Genomic DNA, 20,282 nt, shown 5'->3' with positions numbered 1-20,282 from the left:
ATAAAATGTTTAATAATTTATTTTTGACTTACAATATAAAAATAGAGGTTTATAGATGATAAAAAATGTAGCTCATGTGAAGTTTAGAGATTCCAATTTTGGTAAGTTTGAACATGCACATATAGAAGATATAAATATAAAAGATGCTTGTATTGTAGAGACTGATGAGGGTATTGAATTAGGATATATTGTTAATTTTGAAGATATAGATATGGAAGCATTTAATAGCAATGTAGAAGATAGCAGTCAAGAAAATATGTCTGAAGATAATGCTGCTGATGAAGAGATATCTGAAGAGATGAAAGAGATGGTGGACGATGAAGCTCATATAGTAAAACCTAAAAAAAATAAAATATTTAATATATTAAGAAAAGCAACAGAAGAAGATTTGAAGCAGCATAGTAAAAACAAAGAAGATGCTGTGGAAGCTTTTAGAATCTGTAAAGAGAAAGTTAATAATCATAATTTAGATTTGAAGCTTATTAGCTCTTATTATTTTCTTGATAGGGCTAAGTTATTATTTGAGTTTATAGCAGAGGAGAGAATTGACTTTAGGGAGCTTGTAAAAGATTTGGCTGCTCATTTTAAGACACGCATAGAATTAAGGCAGATTGGTGTTAGAGATGAAGCTAGGGCTATAGGCGGATGCGGAATATGCGGAAGAGAATTATGCTGCAGGGTAAAAAATGGAAAGTTTGAAACTATTACTATAAAAATGGCAAAAGAGCAGAGCATGCTTTTAAATACAATGAAAATATCCGGTCAATGCGGAAGACTTATGTGCTGTTTGGCTCATGAATATAAGGCTTATTGTTCTCTTAAAAAGGATTTGCCTAAAGTAGGAACTAAATTAATATTTAATAATACTCCTGCTTCCATAAAAGATTTGAATCCTTTAAATAAAACTTTACTTATAGAAACAGAAGATAAGAGATTATTTTATATAAATGCTAATGAGTTAGAAAATCAAAATGGTGTTTTGGTTGCTAATATAAAAGCAGAATAATAATATTAATGATTAATATTTGGAGTTATAGTTATGAATAATAATAAAAAAATAATGTTAAGCGGAATACAGCCTACAGGTTCGCTTCATATAGGCAATTATCTTGGGGCTTTGAAGAATTGGGCTGATATACTTGATGATTATTACGGCTTTTTTTGTATAGTTGATTATCATGCTATTACTATAGAATATGATGTAAAAGAGATGCAAAAAAGAATAATTAATGCTGCTGTAGAATATTTGGCTTCAGGACTTGACCCTAAAAAATGTTCTATATTTGTGCAGTCTGATGTGAGGGCTCATACTGAACTAGCTTGGATATTTAATTCTATTATACCTGTAGCAGAATTAGAAAGAATGACACAGTACAAAGATAAATCAAGAAAAAATGTTGAAAATATTAATGCTGCTTTACTCACATATCCATCATTAATGGCTGCTGATATTTTGCTTTATCACCCTGATATAGTACCTGTTGGTGAAGACCAAGAACAGCATGTTGAACTTACAAGAATGATAGTAAGAAAGTTTAATAATAGATTTGGAGAATATTTTAAAGAGCCTGACACTTATCATGGCAAGGTATTAAGAATATTAGGTCTTGACGGCGTAAACAAAATGAGTAAATCATTAAATAACCACATTGCTTTATCGCTTACAGCAGAAGAAACAGAAAAACTAATAATGCAAAAAGCTATGACAGACACTAATAGAAAATTAAAAACAGATAAGGGTAATCCTGATATTTGTAATGTTTATTCTTATCATAAAATTTTCTCAAGCGAAAATGAACAAAAAGAAGTTTGCGAAGGTTGTAAAAATGCTTCTATTGGATGCGTACAATGTAAGAGAATGCTTGCTGCAAATATCAATAAAGAATTAGCTCCTATAAGAGAGAATATAAATAAATATTCTAATGATTTAGATTATGTTTATGATGTTCTTAAAGAGGGAGCAAAGAATGCTTCTGAGGTAGCTGAAAAAACACTTTATGAAGTGCGTGATTTAATGGGGCTTAATGACCGCAAGAGAAAATAATTTTCAATAGTTTTGTTCAAGTATACAAGAATTTTTAAGTTTGTTAAAAATTCTTGTATGTTTTTTATTTGTTGGGCAAAGCCACACTTCTTCTATATTAATAAAAGAATCAAAAGAACTTCATTTTTAACAAAAATATAAGCATTATCTTATTTATATATATTTATAACGTACAAAATTAAATCATTTGCATTTTTTGCAACTTTTTGCGGCGGGAAAAAGTTGAAGAAAAAAACTATGAGAAAATATAGTTGTTTATGTATATATAAAATTATTTATCTTTCTTGCTTAAATAATCTGAAATCTCATTAGAAACATTTTCCATAAAGCTTATTCTTGAGTTTAGAGCATTTACGAAATAGTTATAAAAAACAACTGTAGGTATTGCTATAACAAGACCTGCTGCAGTTGTGAGAAGTGCATTTGCTATACCGCTTGCAAGAGCTATAGGGTTTCCGCTTCCAACAGATGCCATTACTCCGAAAGATTGTATCATTCCTAGTATTGTACCTAAAAGTCCTAATAGCGGTGCTACTGTTGATATTGTAGATAGTGTAGAAATAAATCTCTCTAATTTTGGAAGCTCTTTATTTGACTGCATTATCATTGATTCTTTTATTATTTCTATATTTTTTAACCCCTCTAATACTATGTTTGATAATGGAGAATTACTTGTTTCACATAGTGCTATTGCTGTTTTTATATCATTGTCTTTTATTAGAGCATGAAGCTTTGGGGATAGAGCATCATCTTGTGCTTTTATTTTATTAAAATAAATAAATCTATCAACTATTGCTGTTATAGCTATTAGAGAACATAATAATAAAGCTATCCAACATAGTATCATAGCAACATTAAGCAAAGAAGTAGCTCCAAAGATTCCATTTATAACATTATTCATTTTATATTCTCCGTTTCTAATAATTATAATTGTATATATATAAAAAATCAATAATTACTAATTTATTTCTGTTTCTATCACAACATTATATTCATTTTCGCTATAGCTTTCTTCTGAAATATAAGCATTATTGGTTAATTCTACAACCTTATTAACATCTATTCCTTCTTTTAATAACATATAATATAAAGATTCGTAAGCTCTTTTTAATGCATTTTGTGTAAGCATTTGCCTTGTATAAGGACTTAGTTTTGCATTTTCTGTTAATTGTATAGATGCATTCGCTCTAAAAATATTACCTTCTATTTTTCCTTCTCTAACAATTTTACTTAAAGCTTGCAGTGAGTTTGTGTATATAGAAATGTCTTCAACTTTTATATCTGTATAATAATTATCTATTTTTTTTGTAATTTTTTATTTTTACTGTTTCTTTATTATTAAAGTCTATTATATTAGAATCTTTTAAAAACACTCCAACAACATTATAATCGTTTCTATTAATGCTTGGTGCTGTTTTTTCAGCTATATAATAATACATATTTTCTATTGCTTTTTCTCTGCTTGCTTCATAGCTTAAATCGCTATATCCAGTAGAATATAATATTCCCTTTTCTATATCATTTTTTTTACATGAAACAATAGCTAGTAATAATATTAAAAAATATATCTTGTTTTTTTCCATAATTTATATTACATTATTTTAATATATTAATCAATAAAATAAAAAATAGTGGGAATAATTAATTGAAAAATAATATAATATATTTGATTATTTTACTGTTGTTAATCTCTTGCGGTAAAAAAGAAAATACTTTGCTTGAAGATATGGCATTGCTTGATAAGTCTTATATAAGGACGCTTCTTTATACTGCAAATATTAATAATCAAAATAGAAAAGAGAGTATAGAGAGATTTATAATAGATTGGAATGCTTTCAAAAAAAAATATTATAATGCTAACACTGAAGACCCTCAATGGAAAACAGATTTTGATAGTTTGCAAGATATTTTAATACGTTCGCATTATTATATAGCAAGCGGAGAAGATGAGAGTGCTGGATATTCTATACTTCATGATATTAAATATGTATTATCAGATATGAGAAAGAGAAATAATATTAATTGGTTTGTGGATAATATTAATGCTATATATAAAACAGCAAATAGAATGAATGAGCTTTCAAAGATATACGGACTTAATACTACAGTTCTCACAGAGGTAGAAGAAAATAGACTTTTAGTGGTTTATCAGCTTTTGGATTCTTCTGTAAAAAATGCATTAAAAGAATTCGATAGAAGTAATATTCAGTTATTAGGATTATCAGCTAAACAAATAGAAGCTTTAAGACATAATATGAATACTATTTCTGATTTAGTGCTTTCTATAGGAAATAATATATCAAATAAAAAATATAGCGATATTCCAAACATATCAGCTAATATTATTAATATATATTTTAATTCTCTTCAGATAATAGTTACTTAAATTTATTTGTTTCTGAGTGTAAATATTTATGAAAGGATTTCTAATAGTAAATAAACCCAAAGGCATTACTTCTTTTGATGTTATAAGAAAATTAAAACCTATACTGAAAGAAAAAAGAATAGGGCATGTTGGTACGCTTGACCCTTTTGCTTCTGGAGTTTTAATAATAGCTTTGGGAAGATATACTAAATTATTTTTTTTGTTTGATGATTTATATAAAGAGTATATTGCAGAAGGTGTTTTTGGAGAGAGCAGAGATACTGATGATGTAGAAGGAAAAGTTTTAGAGAAAACTAAAAATCAAAATATATTAAGTTTTAATGAATTAGAAGCATTGATAAAGAATAATTTTTTAGGCAGTATATTGCAAAAGCCTCCAATATATAGTGCTAAAAAAATTGACGGTAAAAGAGCTTATGATTTAGCAAGAGAAAATAAGGAGTTTCAATTAAAGAGTGTGAATGTTTTTATAAATAATATAGAACTATTGGAATATAATTATCCTTATTTTAGAATTAAAACTTCTGTGAGTAAAGGTACTTATATTAGGGCAATAGTAAGAGATATTGGAGAGATTACTAATAATTTGGCATACACAAAAGATTTAATAAGAACTTCTATTGGTGATTATAATATTGATAATGCTATTAGTTTAGAAAATATAAATGCTCATAACATCATTTCTTTTTTTAATATGTTTAAAAACTTTGATAAACTTTTAATAGAAGATAAAAAAGATATAAAACAAATACTCTCTGGAAATACAAAATTAATAGAGAATATAAATATAAAAAATAAATATTTAGCTTTAGTTGATAGGGATAATAATTTATTAGCTATTATAAGTAATATTAATAATTCTAATAGATACTCTTTTATAGATGTGTAATTATTTATAACAAGGAATGAAAAAAAATGAAAAAGATAATTATTGTACTTGCTTCAAGAGTTGGCTCTACAAGGCTTCCAAGAAAGGCATTAAAACCTATGGCAGGTTGCAGCACTATGCTTGAACTTATTATAAAGAGATTAAGAAGCTCTAAAATGGCTAACGATGTTATAGTTGCTACAGAAGAGAAATCTTATAATGAGTTTAGTAAAATATTTGAAAATCTCAAATGCAATTATTTTGTAGGAAGCGAGGAAGATGTTTTAGATAGATACGTAAAAGCTGCAGAGAAGTTTAATGGAGATATTATAGTGCGAGCTACTGGGGATAACCCTTTGGTGAGTGTAAAAGCGTTAGATTCTATAATAGAGCATCATATAAAAACAAATGCAGATTTAAGTCATTATGATTTGCTTCCATATGGTAGCGGTGTGGAAGTTATTAATTATGAGGCTTTAAAATATGCTAATGATAATTCTAATGATTCTTTTGAACATGAACATATTACTCAGTATCATTATAGAAACCCTAATAAATTTAAAATAGAAAATCCAGAAGTTGAAGAGAGTTTTAGAATGCCTGAATTAAGAACTACAGTAGACATGGAAGAAGATTATAATAATGTATGTGATATATTTAAAAAATATAATAATAATATATATATTGATGTTGATGATATTATAAGAGACATAAAAAATGGAAAATGAGTTTTATTATGTTTATATACTTCTCTGTGAAGATGGAAGTTATTATACTGGAGTAACAAACAATTTAAAAGAGAGATTTATAAAGCATAGTAAAGGCAAAGGTGCAAAATATACTAAAACCCATAAACCTATTAAATTTTTATCAGCTTGGAGAGTTGAAAACATAAGTATCGCTTTAAAAATAGAGCATTATATAAAAAAACAAGATAAAAAAACAAAAACCATGTTTATAGAAAATAAAAGATTATTAAAAAAATATTTTCTAAAAGAATATAGCGAATTAAAAAAAATTAGCGTAATAAGTGTATCAAATATGAATAGTTAATTTTATTAAAAATATCTTAATTTATTATTTACTTTAAAATTATTTATGTTATAACATTAGAATTGAATATTATCTGGGGGTATTTATGGGAAAGTCCATTCTAAGACTAAAAACATTTTATATTATTATTATGTCATTTATTTTTATGAGCAGTTTATCTTTATTTGGTGCTGTTAGTATCGACAGAACTACTCCTATCGGAGAGAATACAAGCAGAGCTAACTATGAAGCTATAACGGTAACATTCAATCAGCAAATGGTTGCATTGCAAGCTGTGAAAGAAGTAACTAATCAATATTTTAGTTTTAATATAGATGTTAAAGGTAAATACAGGTGGCTTTCTGTTAATACTTTGGCATTTTATCCTAGTGAAGCTTTACCAGACAATACAAAAATAGAAGTTACGCTTAAAAAAGGAATTAAAAGCGAACTTACAGGAGAAACATTAGAAAACGATTATACTTGGACTTTTAATACTTTAAGACCAATAATGCAAAAAACTTCCCCTTATGACAGACAATCAGACCTTCCTACAGATGTTAATATAGTTATTTATTATAATATGCCAATATACTTGCAAAGTGCAAAAGAGAAAATAGAATTAATATCAAGCAGTAATTATAGAGAGATAGATTTTGATGTTAGATATGCAAAAATAGAAGATTTAAGAGAATGGGAAACTAATGAATATGAATTAAATCAGGTATTAGTTATAAAACCTAAAAAGGCTTTAAACAAAGATGATGAAATAAGTGTATATATAGAAGAAGGACTTGCTGCTATAAATGGAAACTTAGGCACAGCAGACAATGATAGTTTTAAGTTTTCTACACATGATAATTTTTATTTTAATGGAGAAGAAGAGCAAACAGTAACAGCATCATATTCTCCAAAAGCTCCAGAAATAAAATTCAGTACAAGAGTAGAATGGGCTGACTTAATAAAAAATATGGAAATAAGCCCGCAAATTCAGCTTCCTACACAAGAAGAAATAGAACAAAACTCATGGTCTTCTAAAAGCTTCTCACTTTATTCACTTAGATTTAACCCTAATATCACTTATAATATAAAAATCAAAGGAAGCTTAAAAGATATTTACGGACAAACTTTAGGCAAAGAGAAAAATATTACATTAAATGTTACAGACTATAACCCAAGTGTTTCAATACCTTCTGGAATGGGTGTTGTAGAAGCTTATGAAGGAGTAAAACTTCCTGTACAGGTAATGAACCCTAATACAATTTATATACAAAGCAGATACGTTGATAAAGAAAATATTATACCTTTCTTATTTGTAAATAAACAAGTATATAGATATGATGAAACTCTAGAGTTTAGAAATTATACTAATAAATATAAAAACTTATTCGGCTACAATAATAATACAGAATATACTCCAAATGTTGAAAGAAACAGATATATTACAACAGCACTCTATTTAACAAATTATATGAATAATAAAGAGTACGGGCTTTTATCAATAGAGTTCAAAAGTAAAACAGGCTACCAAAGCGAGTACGATTATTCAACAGCTTCACAAATACAAATAACATCTATGGGCGTAACAGGAAAATTCTCAGGCGATTCAAATACAATATTTGTAACAGACTTAAAAACAGGAATGCCTGTTGCAGGTGCAGAAGTAGAGATAAGAGACGACTTTAATAGAGTATTAGAAAAAGCAACAACAGATGAAAACGGAATAGCTACTACTAAAGGCTTTAGAAGTTTTGGAATAAAAAGAGCAAGCAGATGGGATACTCCAAGACAATGGGCAATAGTTACAAAGGGTGATGATGTATCTTTTATCAATAGCGATTGGGGTACAGGTGTTTCACCTTGGAGAATGGATATTAGTTATGATTATTCTCCTGCTGATAAAGAATATAATGGTTCTATGTTTACAGAGAGGGGACTTTATAAGGCAGGCGAAGAGGTGCATATAAAAGGTGTTGTAAGAGAAAATATTATTGGAAATTGGAATATACCTACTAATTTGAAAGATGGCTCATTTACTGTTAATAACTCAAGAGGCGAAGAGATTTATAAAGGAGATGTGAGCTTAAATGAGTTTGGTTCTTATTTAATAGACTTTACTCTTCCTGCAGATGCTCCTACTGGCTATTATAGCGTGAGAGTGGCATTAAATTCTAATAATAATGATGAAGAGCTTTATAGTTTATCACAGAGCTTTAGAGTTGAAGAGTTTAAGCCTTTAGAATATGAAAGCAGACTTTGGGTTGAAGATAAAAATTATTATTTAGGCGACACTATGCCTATAAAGATGTCTGGCTGGTATTTGTTCGGTGAGCCTATGATATCTAATAGAGTTGATTATAATATATCTATGAATGAAACTTTCTTCACTCCTCCTAATAATGCAGGATTTAGATTTACAAAATTAAGCTGGTTTGAAGATGAGTATTATAATAATTATTATTCTACAATAGCTACTGGTACTGGTTCATTAGATGAAAACGGAGAATATGCTTATAGTCCTACAGTGGATGCAAGCCGTTCAATACATTCTGCTTATGTTACAATAGAGGCAACAGTATCTGGTGAAGATTCTCAAAAAGTAAGTACAACTAAGAGTGTATTGGTTCATGGAAGTGATTATTATATTGGTATAAAAAGACAAGGTTATTTCTTGGAAACTGATAAGCCTACAGAGTTAGAGTTTATTGCAGTTGATGCTGAAGGAAATAGACTTGCAGGCAAAAAGATAGAAGTTCAAGTTATAAGAAGACATTGGGAATCAGTAAGAAAGGCTATAACAGGCGGAAGATTTGAATGGGAATCTACACAGATTGATGATGTTATTGAAACTACTACAGTTACAACAAAAAAAGCCCCTGTTGCATACAGCTTTACTCCTACAAACTCTGGTCTTTATATAGTGTTAGCAAGAGCAAAAGATTCTAAAAAAAGAGAAGTTGCTGCTGATGAATATATGTATGTTATAGGTAAGGATTATGCTCCTTGGGCTATGTTTGATGATGATTTGCTTGAGCTTATCACAGAAAAAGAAGAGTATAAACCTTATGAAACAGCAAGAATAATGGTAAAATCTCCTTATGAATCTGCTACTGCTTTAGTAACAGTTGAGAGAGAATATGTAATAGATTCTTTTGTTACAAATATTGAAGGCTCTACTGCTTTAATAGAAGTACCTATAAAACCTGAATATTTACCTAATGTTTATGTGGGTGTTTCACTTGTAAAAGGAAGAGTTGAAAATGAGGCATATACTAATTATGCTACAGATGAAGGTAAGCCGTCATTTAAAATTGGTTATGCAGGGCTTTCAGTATCTCCTCGTGAAAAAGAGCTTAATGTAACAATAACAAAATCTGCTGACAGTTTAGAGCCTCGTGATGAGATGACAGTAGATTTATATGTTGAAACTAAAGAAAGTGAGCCTATGGAAACAGAGATTATGCTAAGCGTAGTTGATGTTGGAGTATTGAATTTAATAGGCTATAAAACTCCAAACTGGTTTAATACTTTCTATGGACAGAGACCTTTGAGTGTGGCAAGTGCCGATACAAGAATACACTTAATAGGTCAGCGTAACTATGGCGAGAAAGGGGATACACCGGGCGGAGATGGTATGAGAGCAGACAATATGCTTATGGCTAAAGCTGAGGCTATGGGTATGGACGTATTCAGCATAAGAAAGAACTTCTTAACAACTGCTTTCTATCAAGGAAGAGTAAAAACTGATGCTAATGGTAAGGCTACTGTTACATTTAATTTACCTGATAATATTACATCATTTAGAATAATGGCTTCTGCTATAAATAAAGATGGTTATTTTGGTGCTTCTGATGATGTTGTTGTAGTTAAGAAAAATATTATGCTTATGCCTACACTTCCAGAGTTTGCTTATGTTGAAGATAAGTTTAAGGCTGGAAGCATAGTTTATAATTATTCTGATAAAGATTTAGAGATAGAAGTTCAGGCTGTTGCTTCTAATGCTTTAATACAAAATGCTAGTCAGAAAAATAACTGTGCCTAAAGGCGGAAATGCTGATGTAAGATTTGATATTATAGCTACAAACAGCGGAGAGGCTAAAGTTACAATACTTGCTAAAGGCGGAGAATATACTGATGCTGTAGAGAAAACATTTAAAGTTAATATCCCTATGACTACAGAATCTGTGGCAATGTTCTCAAGCACTACAAACAACAATACTGATTTAATGATTAGAGTGCCAAATACTACAGAGGCTTATAAGGGTGCTGGAAGTTTAGAAGTTTATATGTCTCCTAGTGCATTCAGTGAACTTACAGGAGGAATAAACTATCTTATAAACTATCCTTATCTTTGTTTGGAACAGCAGTTATCAAGAGTATATCCTATAATAACATCTAAGAGATTATTAGTTGATATGAAGCTTACTGATATATCTGAAGAAGAATTAGACAATACAGTAAACAGTTTCTTAAAGGCTATGCCTACTTATCAAAGCCCTAATGGAGGATTCTCTTATTATCCTAGCAAAACTTGGATATCTCCTTGGCTTACTGCTTATGCTGCTGAAACTATGATTAAGGCTAAAAAAGAGGGTTATGCTATTGATGAAAACTCTCTAAAATTGGCATTAGAATATATTAACAATTATGCTAAGAGCGGTGAGGCTGAAAAACCTAGCTTCTGGTTTGATGAGTATATTAATCTTTCATCTATATCTTATATTGCAGCAGTGCTTGCAGAAGGCGGATATAATTCTAATGATGTGAAAGCTATAATAGACAGAATATACCCTCAAGTTAATAATATACCTTTCTATGGACAGGTTCAGTTAATGAGAGCTATGTATTATAATAAATATGATAGCAAGGCATTTACTAATGTTAGACAATATATACTTAACACTATAAAAGAAGACCCTAATACTGCTCATTATGAACTTGAAGAGAGATATAAAAATCTTTACTGGATACACTCTTCATCAGTAAGAGATACTTCAGCTGCTTTATATGCTTTGATAGAAACAGGTTATGATAATGCTATCAATGAAAAAGTGGTTCGCTGGCTTGTTCAATCAAGAAAAAACGGCAGATATTTAAACACTCAAGACAATGTGTCAGTATTTGCTGCTATGAATATGTATTACAAAAAATACGAAAATGTTAAACCTAATTTCAAAGCAGAGTTTATATATCAAGGAAAAACTTTACTTGCTGAAACATTTAATTCAAGAACTCAGCCTAGCTTAACACAAAATTATGCTTTAAGTGAGTTTATGAATGAAAGATTAAGTAATTTAAATACAAGGGCTTCTATAGCAAATATTAGAAGAAATGGTGCTGGAAGACTTTATTATGGTGTAAGACTTACTTATGCTCCTCGTGAGTTGGCTGTTAATAGAGATATGGGAATAAATGTTGTAAGAGAGTATCAAACTAAAGACGGCAGAGTATTAGACCTTACTAAAGAGAAATTTAAACAAGGCGAAGAGTATGTTGTTGTTGTAAAAGTTACAGTTCCTTATGAAAGACATTTCGTTGTAGTGGATACTCCTATTGCTTCTGGTATGAGAATATTAAACTCTTCATTTGCTACAGAAAGCAGCGAAGTTAAAAACATCACAGGAAATTATAATAATACTTGGTGGTGGGGCGGATTTAATCATACAGAAAACTACAATGACAAAATATTATTATTTGCTGATGTTCTTGACAAGGGTGAGCATATATACAAATATGTAGTTCGTGCTGTTACACCTGGTGAATATTTACTTCCTGCTACTAAGGCTGAAGAGATGTATAACCCTGAGGTATTCGGTTATGACGGACAGCATAAAGTTGTTATAGAGGCTAAATAAATCTAATAACAAAATTTTAGAATAATTAAAGGCGGTATCTTTTATAAGGTATCGCCTTTTTTCAAATACTATCTTTGATTCTAAAACTATACAATTTTATTTTTTTATCTCTACAACGCACGCAGAGTAAAATTATAAATATATACTAATCGTTAATTCTAATTTTTATTAGATATAAAATTTTATTCACCGTGCGTAGGATTATTTTTAAATTTAAAAAAACTTGGGCGGGTGCTGTAATTTCTTTGTAAATATTAAGTATACTAAAAGTTAAAATTAAAAATGAAACTATAATAAATAAAAGGGCGGGAATACTAAATAAATTAAAAAATAAACTTATCATAAATTTCTTGATTAATATATAATTAGCTATATAATATATAAGTTAATAAGTATACATACTATATAAGGATAAATCTATGATATCAGAAAATGATATACTATTAGATAATAAAAATAAACATTTTATAATAAGCGGTGAATTAGCATTAATTTTAGTTGTTATTATGAATAGCTTTGGTGTTGTATTAATGCTTTATTCAGGATCTGGAATATCTGCTATATCAAGTGTTCCTTATGCTTTTTCTGAAGTTATTAAAAATATATCTCTTGGAACTTTTATTTATATTTTTCAAACATTGCTTGTACTAATACTTATGATATTAAGAAAAAAATTTGTTGGTGAATATTTATTTAGTTTTGTTGTAGGTTTTTGTTTTGGTAAATTTGTAGATATACATGCTGCTTGGATAAATCATCTGCCGCTAACAATAACAACTAGAATAATATATTTTTTAATAAGCTATTTTATACTAGCATTTGGTATAGCATTATCAAATAGATGCGGACTTCCTATAATACCTACAGATTTGTTTCCAAGAGAATTATCAAATATAATAAAAGTGCCTTATGCAAAAGTAAAGATAATATTTGATGTAACTTGTCTTTTAACAACAGCGGTACTTACATTTCTTTGTTTAGGTCATATAAAAGGTCTTGGAATAGGTACTGTGCTTGCAGCTTTTACGATGGGTAAGTCTATTTCTTTTATAGGAAAAATACTTGATAAAAAGCTAGAATTTATCCCATATATAAAAAAACTATTTCACAAAAAAAATGAAGTGTAATTTTTTATTAAAAATATTTTAAAATTATTATAAATTTCTAATATTTAGATTATTATCTATGAGATATAAAATGAAGTAGTTTAAGAAATAATATAAAGAAAATAAAAGACTAAATTATTAAAAATATTATAATGCAATTCTTATTAATCTGTATTATATTGACATAAGTATTTTATATGTTAAAATAAAACAAAAATACTAAAATATTTATTAATTTTATGCTATACAATAATTATGAACATCTTATAAATAAAATAGTTCGTATTATACCTATAAAAAAACATAGAGATAATTTAAGAAATATACTATATGATATTGTTAATTCTTTATATAAAATTGAATATATATCTAAAGAATTAAATAAAAAAAGAAACAATAATGACTCTGGTATAGTTATTATAGAATGTCAAGGCGGATTGGCTGATCAATTTTGGAAATATATATTAGGTGAATCTATAAAGAAACATTATAATTTTACTGTTAAATATGATATAACTTGGTTTGATTATAAACATAAAGATATTGATGGTAAAGATGAAAGACCGTTTGAGCTCATTAAACTATGTCCTGATATAGATTTTAAAATTGCTAGTTATGATGAGATATTTTTTTATAAGGCATGTTTTTCTGTTATAAATGAATCATATTTTGGATATGATATTAATAATTATTTAGAGAATAATAAAAACTTATTTTTATATTCTTACCCTAGAATTTTAGATATTAATGTTAGTGATATAACTAAAAATATAGATTTAGATAAATATCATTATAGTACTTTGAAAGAAGATAATTTAGTATTATACAATGAATTGAAAAATAGTGAATCTGTAGCTATTCATATTAGGCTAGGTGATAGTTATGTTATGTCTTGTTTTAAAGAAGTATTTAATAGTAGCTATGAAAATTATGCTAATTATTTTATAGAATCTATAAATAAGTTATCAAATGAATTAAAAAATCCTACATTCTTCTTTTTTTCTGATGATATAGATTGGGTTAATAAAAATATAATAAAAAAATTAAATAATAGAATATCTTATAAAGTTAGTAGTTGTAAAAATCCTCCATATCTAGATATATATTTAATGTCAAATGCAAAACATTATATAATATCTTTGGGTGGTTTTGGAGATTTAGCTACTCGTTTTAATAATAATGAAAATAAAATTGTTATTAAAGCTTGTAAGTTTCAGTATGATTATTTATAATACTTTTGTTTCTTCCTGTTTCTTTTGCTTCATATAATGCTTTGTCTGCTTTTTCTATTAGGCTATTAATTGTATCATTATCGGTTTTAATTGCTCCGCCGAATGAAGCTGTTGCTTTTAGAGAATATTCATCAGTTGAAAAATCTGTTTCATATATTGTTTTTCTTATAGTTTCCATTATATTAAAAAGCTCTTTTTTAGTTTTTGTATCAATAACTATAATAAACTCTTCACCTCCGTATCTTGCAAGAAGTGAATTATATTTTATTTGTTTTAGAGTCTCTCTCATTACCCTTGAAGCTATTTTTAATACATGGTCTCCAACATTATGACCATAACTATCATTATAATGTTTAAACTTATCTAAATCTATTATAATTATAGAGTATATTTCATCTTTTTTATTTTCTAAATATTTTAATAAATATCCTCTGTTGTATAAATTAGTAAGCTTATCTCTATTTGCTAAAAATGATAGTTTTTCACTGTAGAGTATTATAGATAAATGATTTACTATTATTTCTAAATATTCTTTTTCAACACTGCTTTCTATTATTAAATAACCAAACTCATAATTTCTTGCTTTTAATTTGTATTTATTATTTTCTTTTATTATGCTTTTTGAAGTAGAGTACCATAGATTTGAATTATTATCTTTATAAAAATATAGAGCAAAGTTTTTTATTATTTTTTTAGAACTTTTTTCAAATGTTTTTATTATACCGTCTACAGAAAATGGTTCTGGTATGTTGTTTAGAGTTTTTATTATTTTGTTTATTTCTTTAATCATTTTATATATAAGCTATTAATTATTTCTTTTGCTAAAAATATTAGATTATTGCTTGTAGCAAGTGTTGAGATAATAGTTAGTACTATTGACTCTTCTTCTTTAACTACTATTGCCATTGCATTAAATAAATTATTATTTTTAGTTTTACAATTAAAAATTATAGAGCCAAATATATCATTATGCTCTTTTCTTTTTGCAACATATAGAGGAGATATTATAGAATAGAGGTTTTTATTTTCTGCTTTAAAATTATTTAATATTTGAGCAATCTCTTTTTCATCATACTTAGAATTATCATAGCTTAATAGTATAGAAATAGTCTTCTCATCATTTTCTATTTTTAATACATTGTTTTCTACACTAGCATTAAAGTTTTCTGGTACAATCAAATTAAACTTGTCAGGTTTTGCATTAATTACAGTAAACTTTGAAAAATTAAAAATTGAGTTTTCTTTTTGTCTTTTTATATTATCAATTTTATCCTGAATATTAGAATCTTTGCTAATACTAAAAGCTTTTTCTAATATCTCTATAGCATTATCATACTCATATATTGCAGCATAAACTATAGACATATTAATCATAGATAATACATCTTCTTTATCTAATGATATAGCCATTTTAAATTTCTCAATAGCTTCTTTATATTTCATCTCTATTGAAAGTAAAACTCCATATTGCCCATATACACTAGCATTAACATCTCCTAGAGATATTAGCTCTTCTATTGTTTCTTTTGCTTCTTCATATTTGTAAGTGCTTATCAATGCTTCTATTTTACTTTCTAATATATCTTTGTCTTTTGGAAGATGTTCTAATGCTTTATCCAAAATATGTATAACACTTTTATAATCTTCTTCATCATAAAATATATCAGATAATACTAAATATCCTTCTTTATAATTTGGCTCTTTATTTATTAATTGTAATGCAATTCTTTTTTGGCATAATCTAAATTGTTTTTTTCTATGAATGTATTTATTGCATTTAAAATATTTTCATTTGTTTCTTTGATTATTTCTTTTATTTCATTTTCTATATTGTCCATTAAAACACTCCGTTTTTATTTCCATTCCACTATAGAAAAATTTTTTTCTTTGTTGCTTATAGCATATTCTCTTAATTTTTTATCAGGATTAACGCATACTTTTTTACTTGCAAAAGCAAAGAAGGGTAGGTCGCTAATAGAATCACTATATACAATATTTTGTGATATATCTTTTTTAAAAATCCCTTCAGTAAAAAGTCTATGTCTTTTAGCTTCATTGTAGCAATTTTTTCCATACATAAAGCCAGTATATTTATCTCTAAAAATCCATAACTCTGTACCCATAACTCTATCAAAACCTAAGTTCTTTCCTATAAACTTTGCATATATTTCAAAACTTGCTGTAACCATTATAAGCTTATAGCCTTCTTCTTTTAATTTGTTTATTTCTTTGATGGCATCATTATAATATAAACTAGGTACAACAGTATTCGCAAACTCCTCTCCAATACTATCGCCAAACTCTATAGGAATATTTTTAAAAATATGAGCTATTTCGTATTTAATTTTTGAATTGTCTATAATCTTAAAAAGAAATAAAATAAAATATGGAATTAGTCTAATATAATAAATAAAACTTTTTGGATTTTTTTTTAAGTTAGAAAAACATAAAAGGAACAATAGAATCTTTTTTTATAATAGTTTTATCCAAATCAAAAAAAGCAATCTTCATAAGTTAATGAATATCTCCCCAACTTAATCCCTTATGTATATCAACTGTAATAGGAACATTTGTTTTTACAGAATGCTCCATTATCTCTTTCATTATAGTCATAGCTTTATCAGATTCTTTTTCAGAAACTTCAACAACCAATTCATCATGCACCTGCATAACAATTTTAGCAGTTTTGAAATGATTTTTAAACTCTTTATGTATAGCAATCATGGCTACTTTTATCATATCAGCAGCACTTCCCTGAATGAGAGTGTTTAATGCCATTCTTTCAGCTTCATTTCTCACAACCGCATTTGATGAGTTTATAGTTTTAGATAAATCTCTAATTCTTCCAAGCATAGTGCGAACATAACCCTTGGCTTTTACATCTTCTATAACTTTTTCGCAGAATGGTTTTACTTGAGAATATGTTGAAAAATATCCTTTAATAAAATCATCAGCCTCTTTTCTTGATATGTTTAATTCTTTTGAAAGCCCGAATGCTGTTTTACCATAGATAATAGAGAAGTTAATTATTTTTGCAGTGTTTCTCATTGAAGGAGTTACATGTTCTTTGCTTACAGAGTATATTTTCATTGCAGTTTTTCTGTGTATATCATCATTATTTTTGAAAGCTTCCACCAACACAGGGTCATTACTGAAATGAGCTAATAGCCTTAATTCTATTTGAGAGTAGTCTGCTGCTATTAATACATTTCCTTTTTCTGCTATAAAAGTGTTTCTAATGTCTTTGCCTTCATCTCCTCTTGCAGGTATATTTTGCAAATTAGGCTCTGATGAAGATAAACGTCCTGTTGCAGTTACTGTTTGATTGAAAGAAGCATGTATTCTATTAGTTTTTTTATGCACTAGTGTAGGAAATACATCAAGATATGTGTTTTTTAATTTTGAGTATTTTCTGTATGTGAGCATATACTCAGCAATTTTTTCTCTTTGAGCAAGTTCTCTAAGCACTTCTTCATCTGTTGAATAAGCACCTGTTTTTGTTTTTTTAGTAGAGTTAATTTTTAGTTTTTCAAATAAAATATATTCAAGCTGTTTTGGAGATTGTAAATTAAACTCTTCTCCTGCTTTTTCGTATATTTTTGCTTTTGTTTTTTCTAAAAGTGAAGCATATTCTTCTGATAGAGATTTCATTTTTTCTGTGCTTATATAAACACCATCAAACTCCATATCAGCAAGCACACTAATAAGAGGCATTTCTACATTAAAAAATAAATCCTCAAGATTATATGTGTTTAAAAGTGGAGCAAAGTATTCATAAAATCTAAATGTAATATCAGCATCTTCACAAGCATACTCAACAACATCTTTTAATTCAACATCAAGTAAAGTCTTTTTAGCATTATCTGTAATATCGCTATATTTTATAGTGTTGTATGATAAATAGCTTAAAGCAAGGTCGTCCATATTGTATCTGCCTCTGCTTGGGTTAATCAAGTAGGCAGCTACCATAGTGTCAAAATACATATTGCCCATTTTTTTATCAATGGCACGCATCATCTTGTATTCATATTTTAAATTATGACCTATTATTTTTATGTCTTCTTTTGCTAAAGTATCAAATACTAATTTTTTGCAAGCTTCTATATCTATATTTGTTCTTCCGCTTAAATCTAAATAAAAAGCTTCTTTTGATTTTATTGCAAATGATATTCCTATTATTTCATCTGTTAAAGTGTCTAATCCTGTAGTTTCAAAATCTATACAAACGAGTTTTTTAGCATTTATATCGTTTAAAAGATTTTGTAATTCTGTTTCATTTTCTATTAAATAGTATTTAGCATTATTATCTTTAGCGTTGGATACTACTATAGTTTTTTCTGTGTTATCTTCTGCGTTAGTTTCTTGTTTAGTTTGTTTAGATATTTGAACCTTTTCTTCTTTTTTCTTTGAAGAAGAACCATATATATATGAATTAATCTTGTCTCTTATTTGTTTTAATTCTAAATCATCTAATATTTTATTGACTTCATCTATATTAATTTTGTTTTTTTCAATTTCTTTATAATCTATATTTAATTCTTCTATCTCTCTTTTAATTGTAGCTAACTCATAGCTCATATAAGCATTGTCTTTATCAGCAATAAGTTTTTCTTGTATCTTTCCTTTTATAGAATCAATATTTTTATATATGTTGTCTAATGTGTCATATTCTTCAAGAAGTTTTAAAGCTGTTTTCTCTCCAATTCCTTTCACACCAGGTATATTATCAGAAGCATCTCCCATTAGAGAAAGTAAATCTATAATCTGATTAGGGTATACTCCTCTTTTTTCTTTAACCATATTTATATCATATTCTATTAATTCATTATCTTTATTACTTGCTATTACTTTTGTGTTCTCATCAACAAGCTGAAGAATATCTTTATCTGGAGAATATATTATAGTTTTAATATTTTCTTTTTTATTATTTTTGAGCAATGCATCCTACAATATCATCAGCCTCATAATTATCAAGAACAATCCTTGTGATTCCAAGTGCATCTATAAGATTGTATAATATAGGTATTTGACTTCTTAAATCATCAGGCATGCTTTCTCTATTTTCTTTATAAGCTTTATATATTTCACTTCTAAAAGTTTTTCTTGAACTGTCTAGTGCTATTGCAGTATAATCAGCAGGGTAGGTGTTAATCAAAGAAAAGTATGTTCTTAAAAAACCGTTAATTGAAGATACATTTTGACCTTTTGAGTTTATTAGAGGGCGTTTCAAAAAAATAAAATGATATCTATAAAGTATACCAAAAGCATCAATAATAAGAAATGTTTTTTTCATTTTTTTATTATATAACAAAAATAAAAATTATGCAAAAATATTATTTTTTGTTTTTTTTATTATCTATTATTTGTTAGCATTGCATTAGCAAAATCTTGATATGTTATATTTTGTAAATTATAAATATTAAGAAATCCATTTGTAGACATTATGCTAGATGCAATAGTTGATCTATTTCCGCTTCTGCAGTATATTAAATATTCTTTATTTTTATCCAACATATCTATTTTTGATTTGAAGTCTTGACTTAATACATCAATATTAATAGCATTTGGAATATTGCCTGATAAATATTCTTCCCTTGTTCTAACATCTAAAATTACTAGGTTTGTTGAGCTATTTACTAATTTAATTGCTTTTTCTATATTAACGTTTTTATATCCTTTATTTGAACATGCAATGAATAAGAAAGAAATAGATAATATTATTATAATTTTTTTCATTTATTTTTCCTAAAATATGTTAG

General features: G+C 27.4%; 16 protein-coding genes and 2 pseudogenes. 10 read left to right on the top strand and 8 right to left on the bottom strand.

The window, feature by feature from the left end:
* Window positions 1-55 precede the first annotated feature (55 nt).
* Together BPP43_RS03170 and trpS are read left to right on the top strand one after the other, a co-directional pair.
* Window positions 56-1,006 (top strand): PSP1 domain-containing protein, encoded by a 951-nt coding sequence (locus tag BPP43_RS03170; protein WP_015274148.1) that lies wholly within the window; start codon window positions 56-58, stop codon window positions 1,004-1,006.
* A gap of 33 nt (window positions 1,007-1,039) precedes the next feature.
* Complete coding sequence (gene trpS / locus BPP43_RS03165; RefSeq protein ID WP_015274147.1) at window positions 1,040-2,044, top strand: tryptophan--tRNA ligase; 1,005 nt, start codon at window positions 1,040-1,042, stop codon at window positions 2,042-2,044.
* Between the two features lie 271 nt (window positions 2,045-2,315).
* Here trpS and BPP43_RS03160 read toward each other — a convergent pair whose 3' ends face one another.
* The 3 genes from BPP43_RS03160 to BPP43_RS11965 form a co-directional block, all read right to left on the bottom strand.
* Entirely contained in the window at window positions 2,316-2,945 is a 630-nt protein-coding gene (locus BPP43_RS03160; protein ID WP_015274146.1) for a MotA/TolQ/ExbB proton channel family protein, read from the bottom strand.
* Between the two features lie 57 nt (window positions 2,946-3,002).
* Window positions 3,003-3,173, bottom strand: coding sequence for a hypothetical protein (locus tag BPP43_RS11970; protein ID WP_015274145.1), 171 nt, complete (start codon window positions 3,171-3,173; stop codon window positions 3,003-3,005).
* Between the two features lie 163 nt (window positions 3,174-3,336).
* Window positions 3,337-3,627 carry a hypothetical protein gene (locus BPP43_RS11965; RefSeq protein WP_015274144.1) on the bottom strand — a complete coding sequence of 97 codons (291 nt, stop codon included), beginning with the start codon at window positions 3,625-3,627 and terminating at the stop codon, window positions 3,337-3,339.
* A gap of 62 nt (window positions 3,628-3,689) precedes the next feature.
* On the opposite strand from BPP43_RS11965, the gene BPP43_RS03150 reads away from it, so the two are divergent.
* From BPP43_RS03150 to BPP43_RS11960, 8 genes are all read left to right on the top strand, one after another.
* A complete protein-coding gene (locus BPP43_RS03150; RefSeq protein WP_014933130.1) occupies window positions 3,690-4,430 on the top strand; it encodes a hypothetical protein in 741 nt (246 codons plus the stop codon).
* Between the two features lie 28 nt (window positions 4,431-4,458).
* Window positions 4,459-5,319, top strand: coding sequence for a tRNA pseudouridine(55) synthase TruB (gene truB / locus BPP43_RS03145; protein WP_015274143.1), 861 nt, complete (start codon window positions 4,459-4,461; stop codon window positions 5,317-5,319).
* Window positions 5,320-5,345: 26 nt separating this feature from the next.
* On the top strand, window positions 5,346-6,026 hold the full coding sequence (locus tag BPP43_RS03140; RefSeq protein ID WP_014933132.1) for a cytidylyltransferase domain-containing protein: 681 nt from the start codon (window positions 5,346-5,348) through the stop codon (window positions 6,024-6,026).
* The gene (locus BPP43_RS03135) at window positions 6,016-6,351 is read left to right on the top strand and encodes a GIY-YIG nuclease family protein (RefSeq protein WP_015274142.1); all 336 of its coding nucleotides are present in this window, start codon (window positions 6,016-6,018) and stop codon (window positions 6,349-6,351) included. The genes BPP43_RS03140 and BPP43_RS03135 overlap by 11 nt, the downstream gene beginning before the upstream one ends.
* 85 nt (window positions 6,352-6,436) lie before the next feature.
* The gene (locus BPP43_RS03130) at window positions 6,437-10,372 is read left to right on the top strand and encodes an MG2 domain-containing protein (protein WP_493526476.1); all 3,936 of its coding nucleotides are present in this window, start codon (window positions 6,437-6,439) and stop codon (window positions 10,370-10,372) included.
* Window positions 10,344-12,185 (top strand): alpha-2-macroglobulin family protein, encoded by a 1,842-nt coding sequence (locus tag BPP43_RS12810; RefSeq protein WP_493526475.1) that lies wholly within the window; start codon window positions 10,344-10,346, stop codon window positions 12,183-12,185. The genes BPP43_RS03130 and BPP43_RS12810 overlap by 29 nt, the downstream gene beginning before the upstream one ends.
* Before the next feature lie 419 nt (window positions 12,186-12,604).
* Window positions 12,605-13,312 (top strand): DUF6198 family protein, encoded by a 708-nt coding sequence (locus BPP43_RS03125; RefSeq protein WP_015274141.1) that lies wholly within the window; start codon window positions 12,605-12,607, stop codon window positions 13,310-13,312.
* 218 nt (window positions 13,313-13,530) lie between these two features.
* Window positions 13,531-14,523: an alpha-1,2-fucosyltransferase gene (locus tag BPP43_RS11960; RefSeq protein WP_015274140.1), complete on the top strand. Its 993-nt coding sequence runs from the start codon at window positions 13,531-13,533 to the stop codon at window positions 14,521-14,523.
* Here BPP43_RS11960 and BPP43_RS03115 read toward each other — a convergent pair.
* The 5 genes and pseudogenes from BPP43_RS03115 to BPP43_RS03095 all read right to left on the bottom strand — a co-directional run bounded on the left by BPP43_RS03115 (window position 14,489) and on the right by BPP43_RS03095 (window position 20,259).
* Window positions 14,489-15,313, bottom strand: coding sequence for a GGDEF domain-containing protein (locus BPP43_RS03115; protein ID WP_015274139.1), 825 nt, complete (start codon window positions 15,311-15,313; stop codon window positions 14,489-14,491). The genes BPP43_RS11960 and BPP43_RS03115 overlap by 35 nt on opposite strands.
* Window positions 15,310-16,361: pseudogene (locus BPP43_RS03110) on the bottom strand (tetratricopeptide repeat protein). Before BPP43_RS03110 ends, BPP43_RS03115 begins: the two are co-directional and overlap by 4 nt.
* 15 nt (window positions 16,362-16,376) lie before the next feature.
* The gene (locus tag BPP43_RS03105) at window positions 16,377-16,982 is read right to left on the bottom strand and encodes an HAD family hydrolase (RefSeq protein WP_015274136.1); all 606 of its coding nucleotides are present in this window, start codon (window positions 16,980-16,982) and stop codon (window positions 16,377-16,379) included.
* A 55-nt stretch (window positions 16,983-17,037) separates the two neighbouring features.
* Window positions 17,038-19,816: pseudogene (gene polA / locus BPP43_RS03100) on the bottom strand (DNA polymerase I).
* A gap of 59 nt (window positions 19,817-19,875) precedes the next feature.
* Window positions 19,876-20,259, bottom strand: a complete 384-nt coding sequence (locus BPP43_RS03095) for a rhodanese-like domain-containing protein (protein ID WP_015274135.1) — start codon at window positions 20,257-20,259, stop codon at window positions 19,876-19,878.
* Window positions 20,260-20,282 lie beyond the last annotated feature (23 nt).

Origin of the sequence: Brachyspira pilosicoli P43/6/78, from assembly GCF_000325665.1 — a bacterium.
Classification (GTDB): Bacteria; Spirochaetota; Brachyspiria; order Brachyspirales; family Brachyspiraceae; genus Brachyspira; species Brachyspira pilosicoli.
Note: the sequence above shows the minus strand (reverse complement) of the source record. Positions and strands in the feature narration are given on the sequence as shown.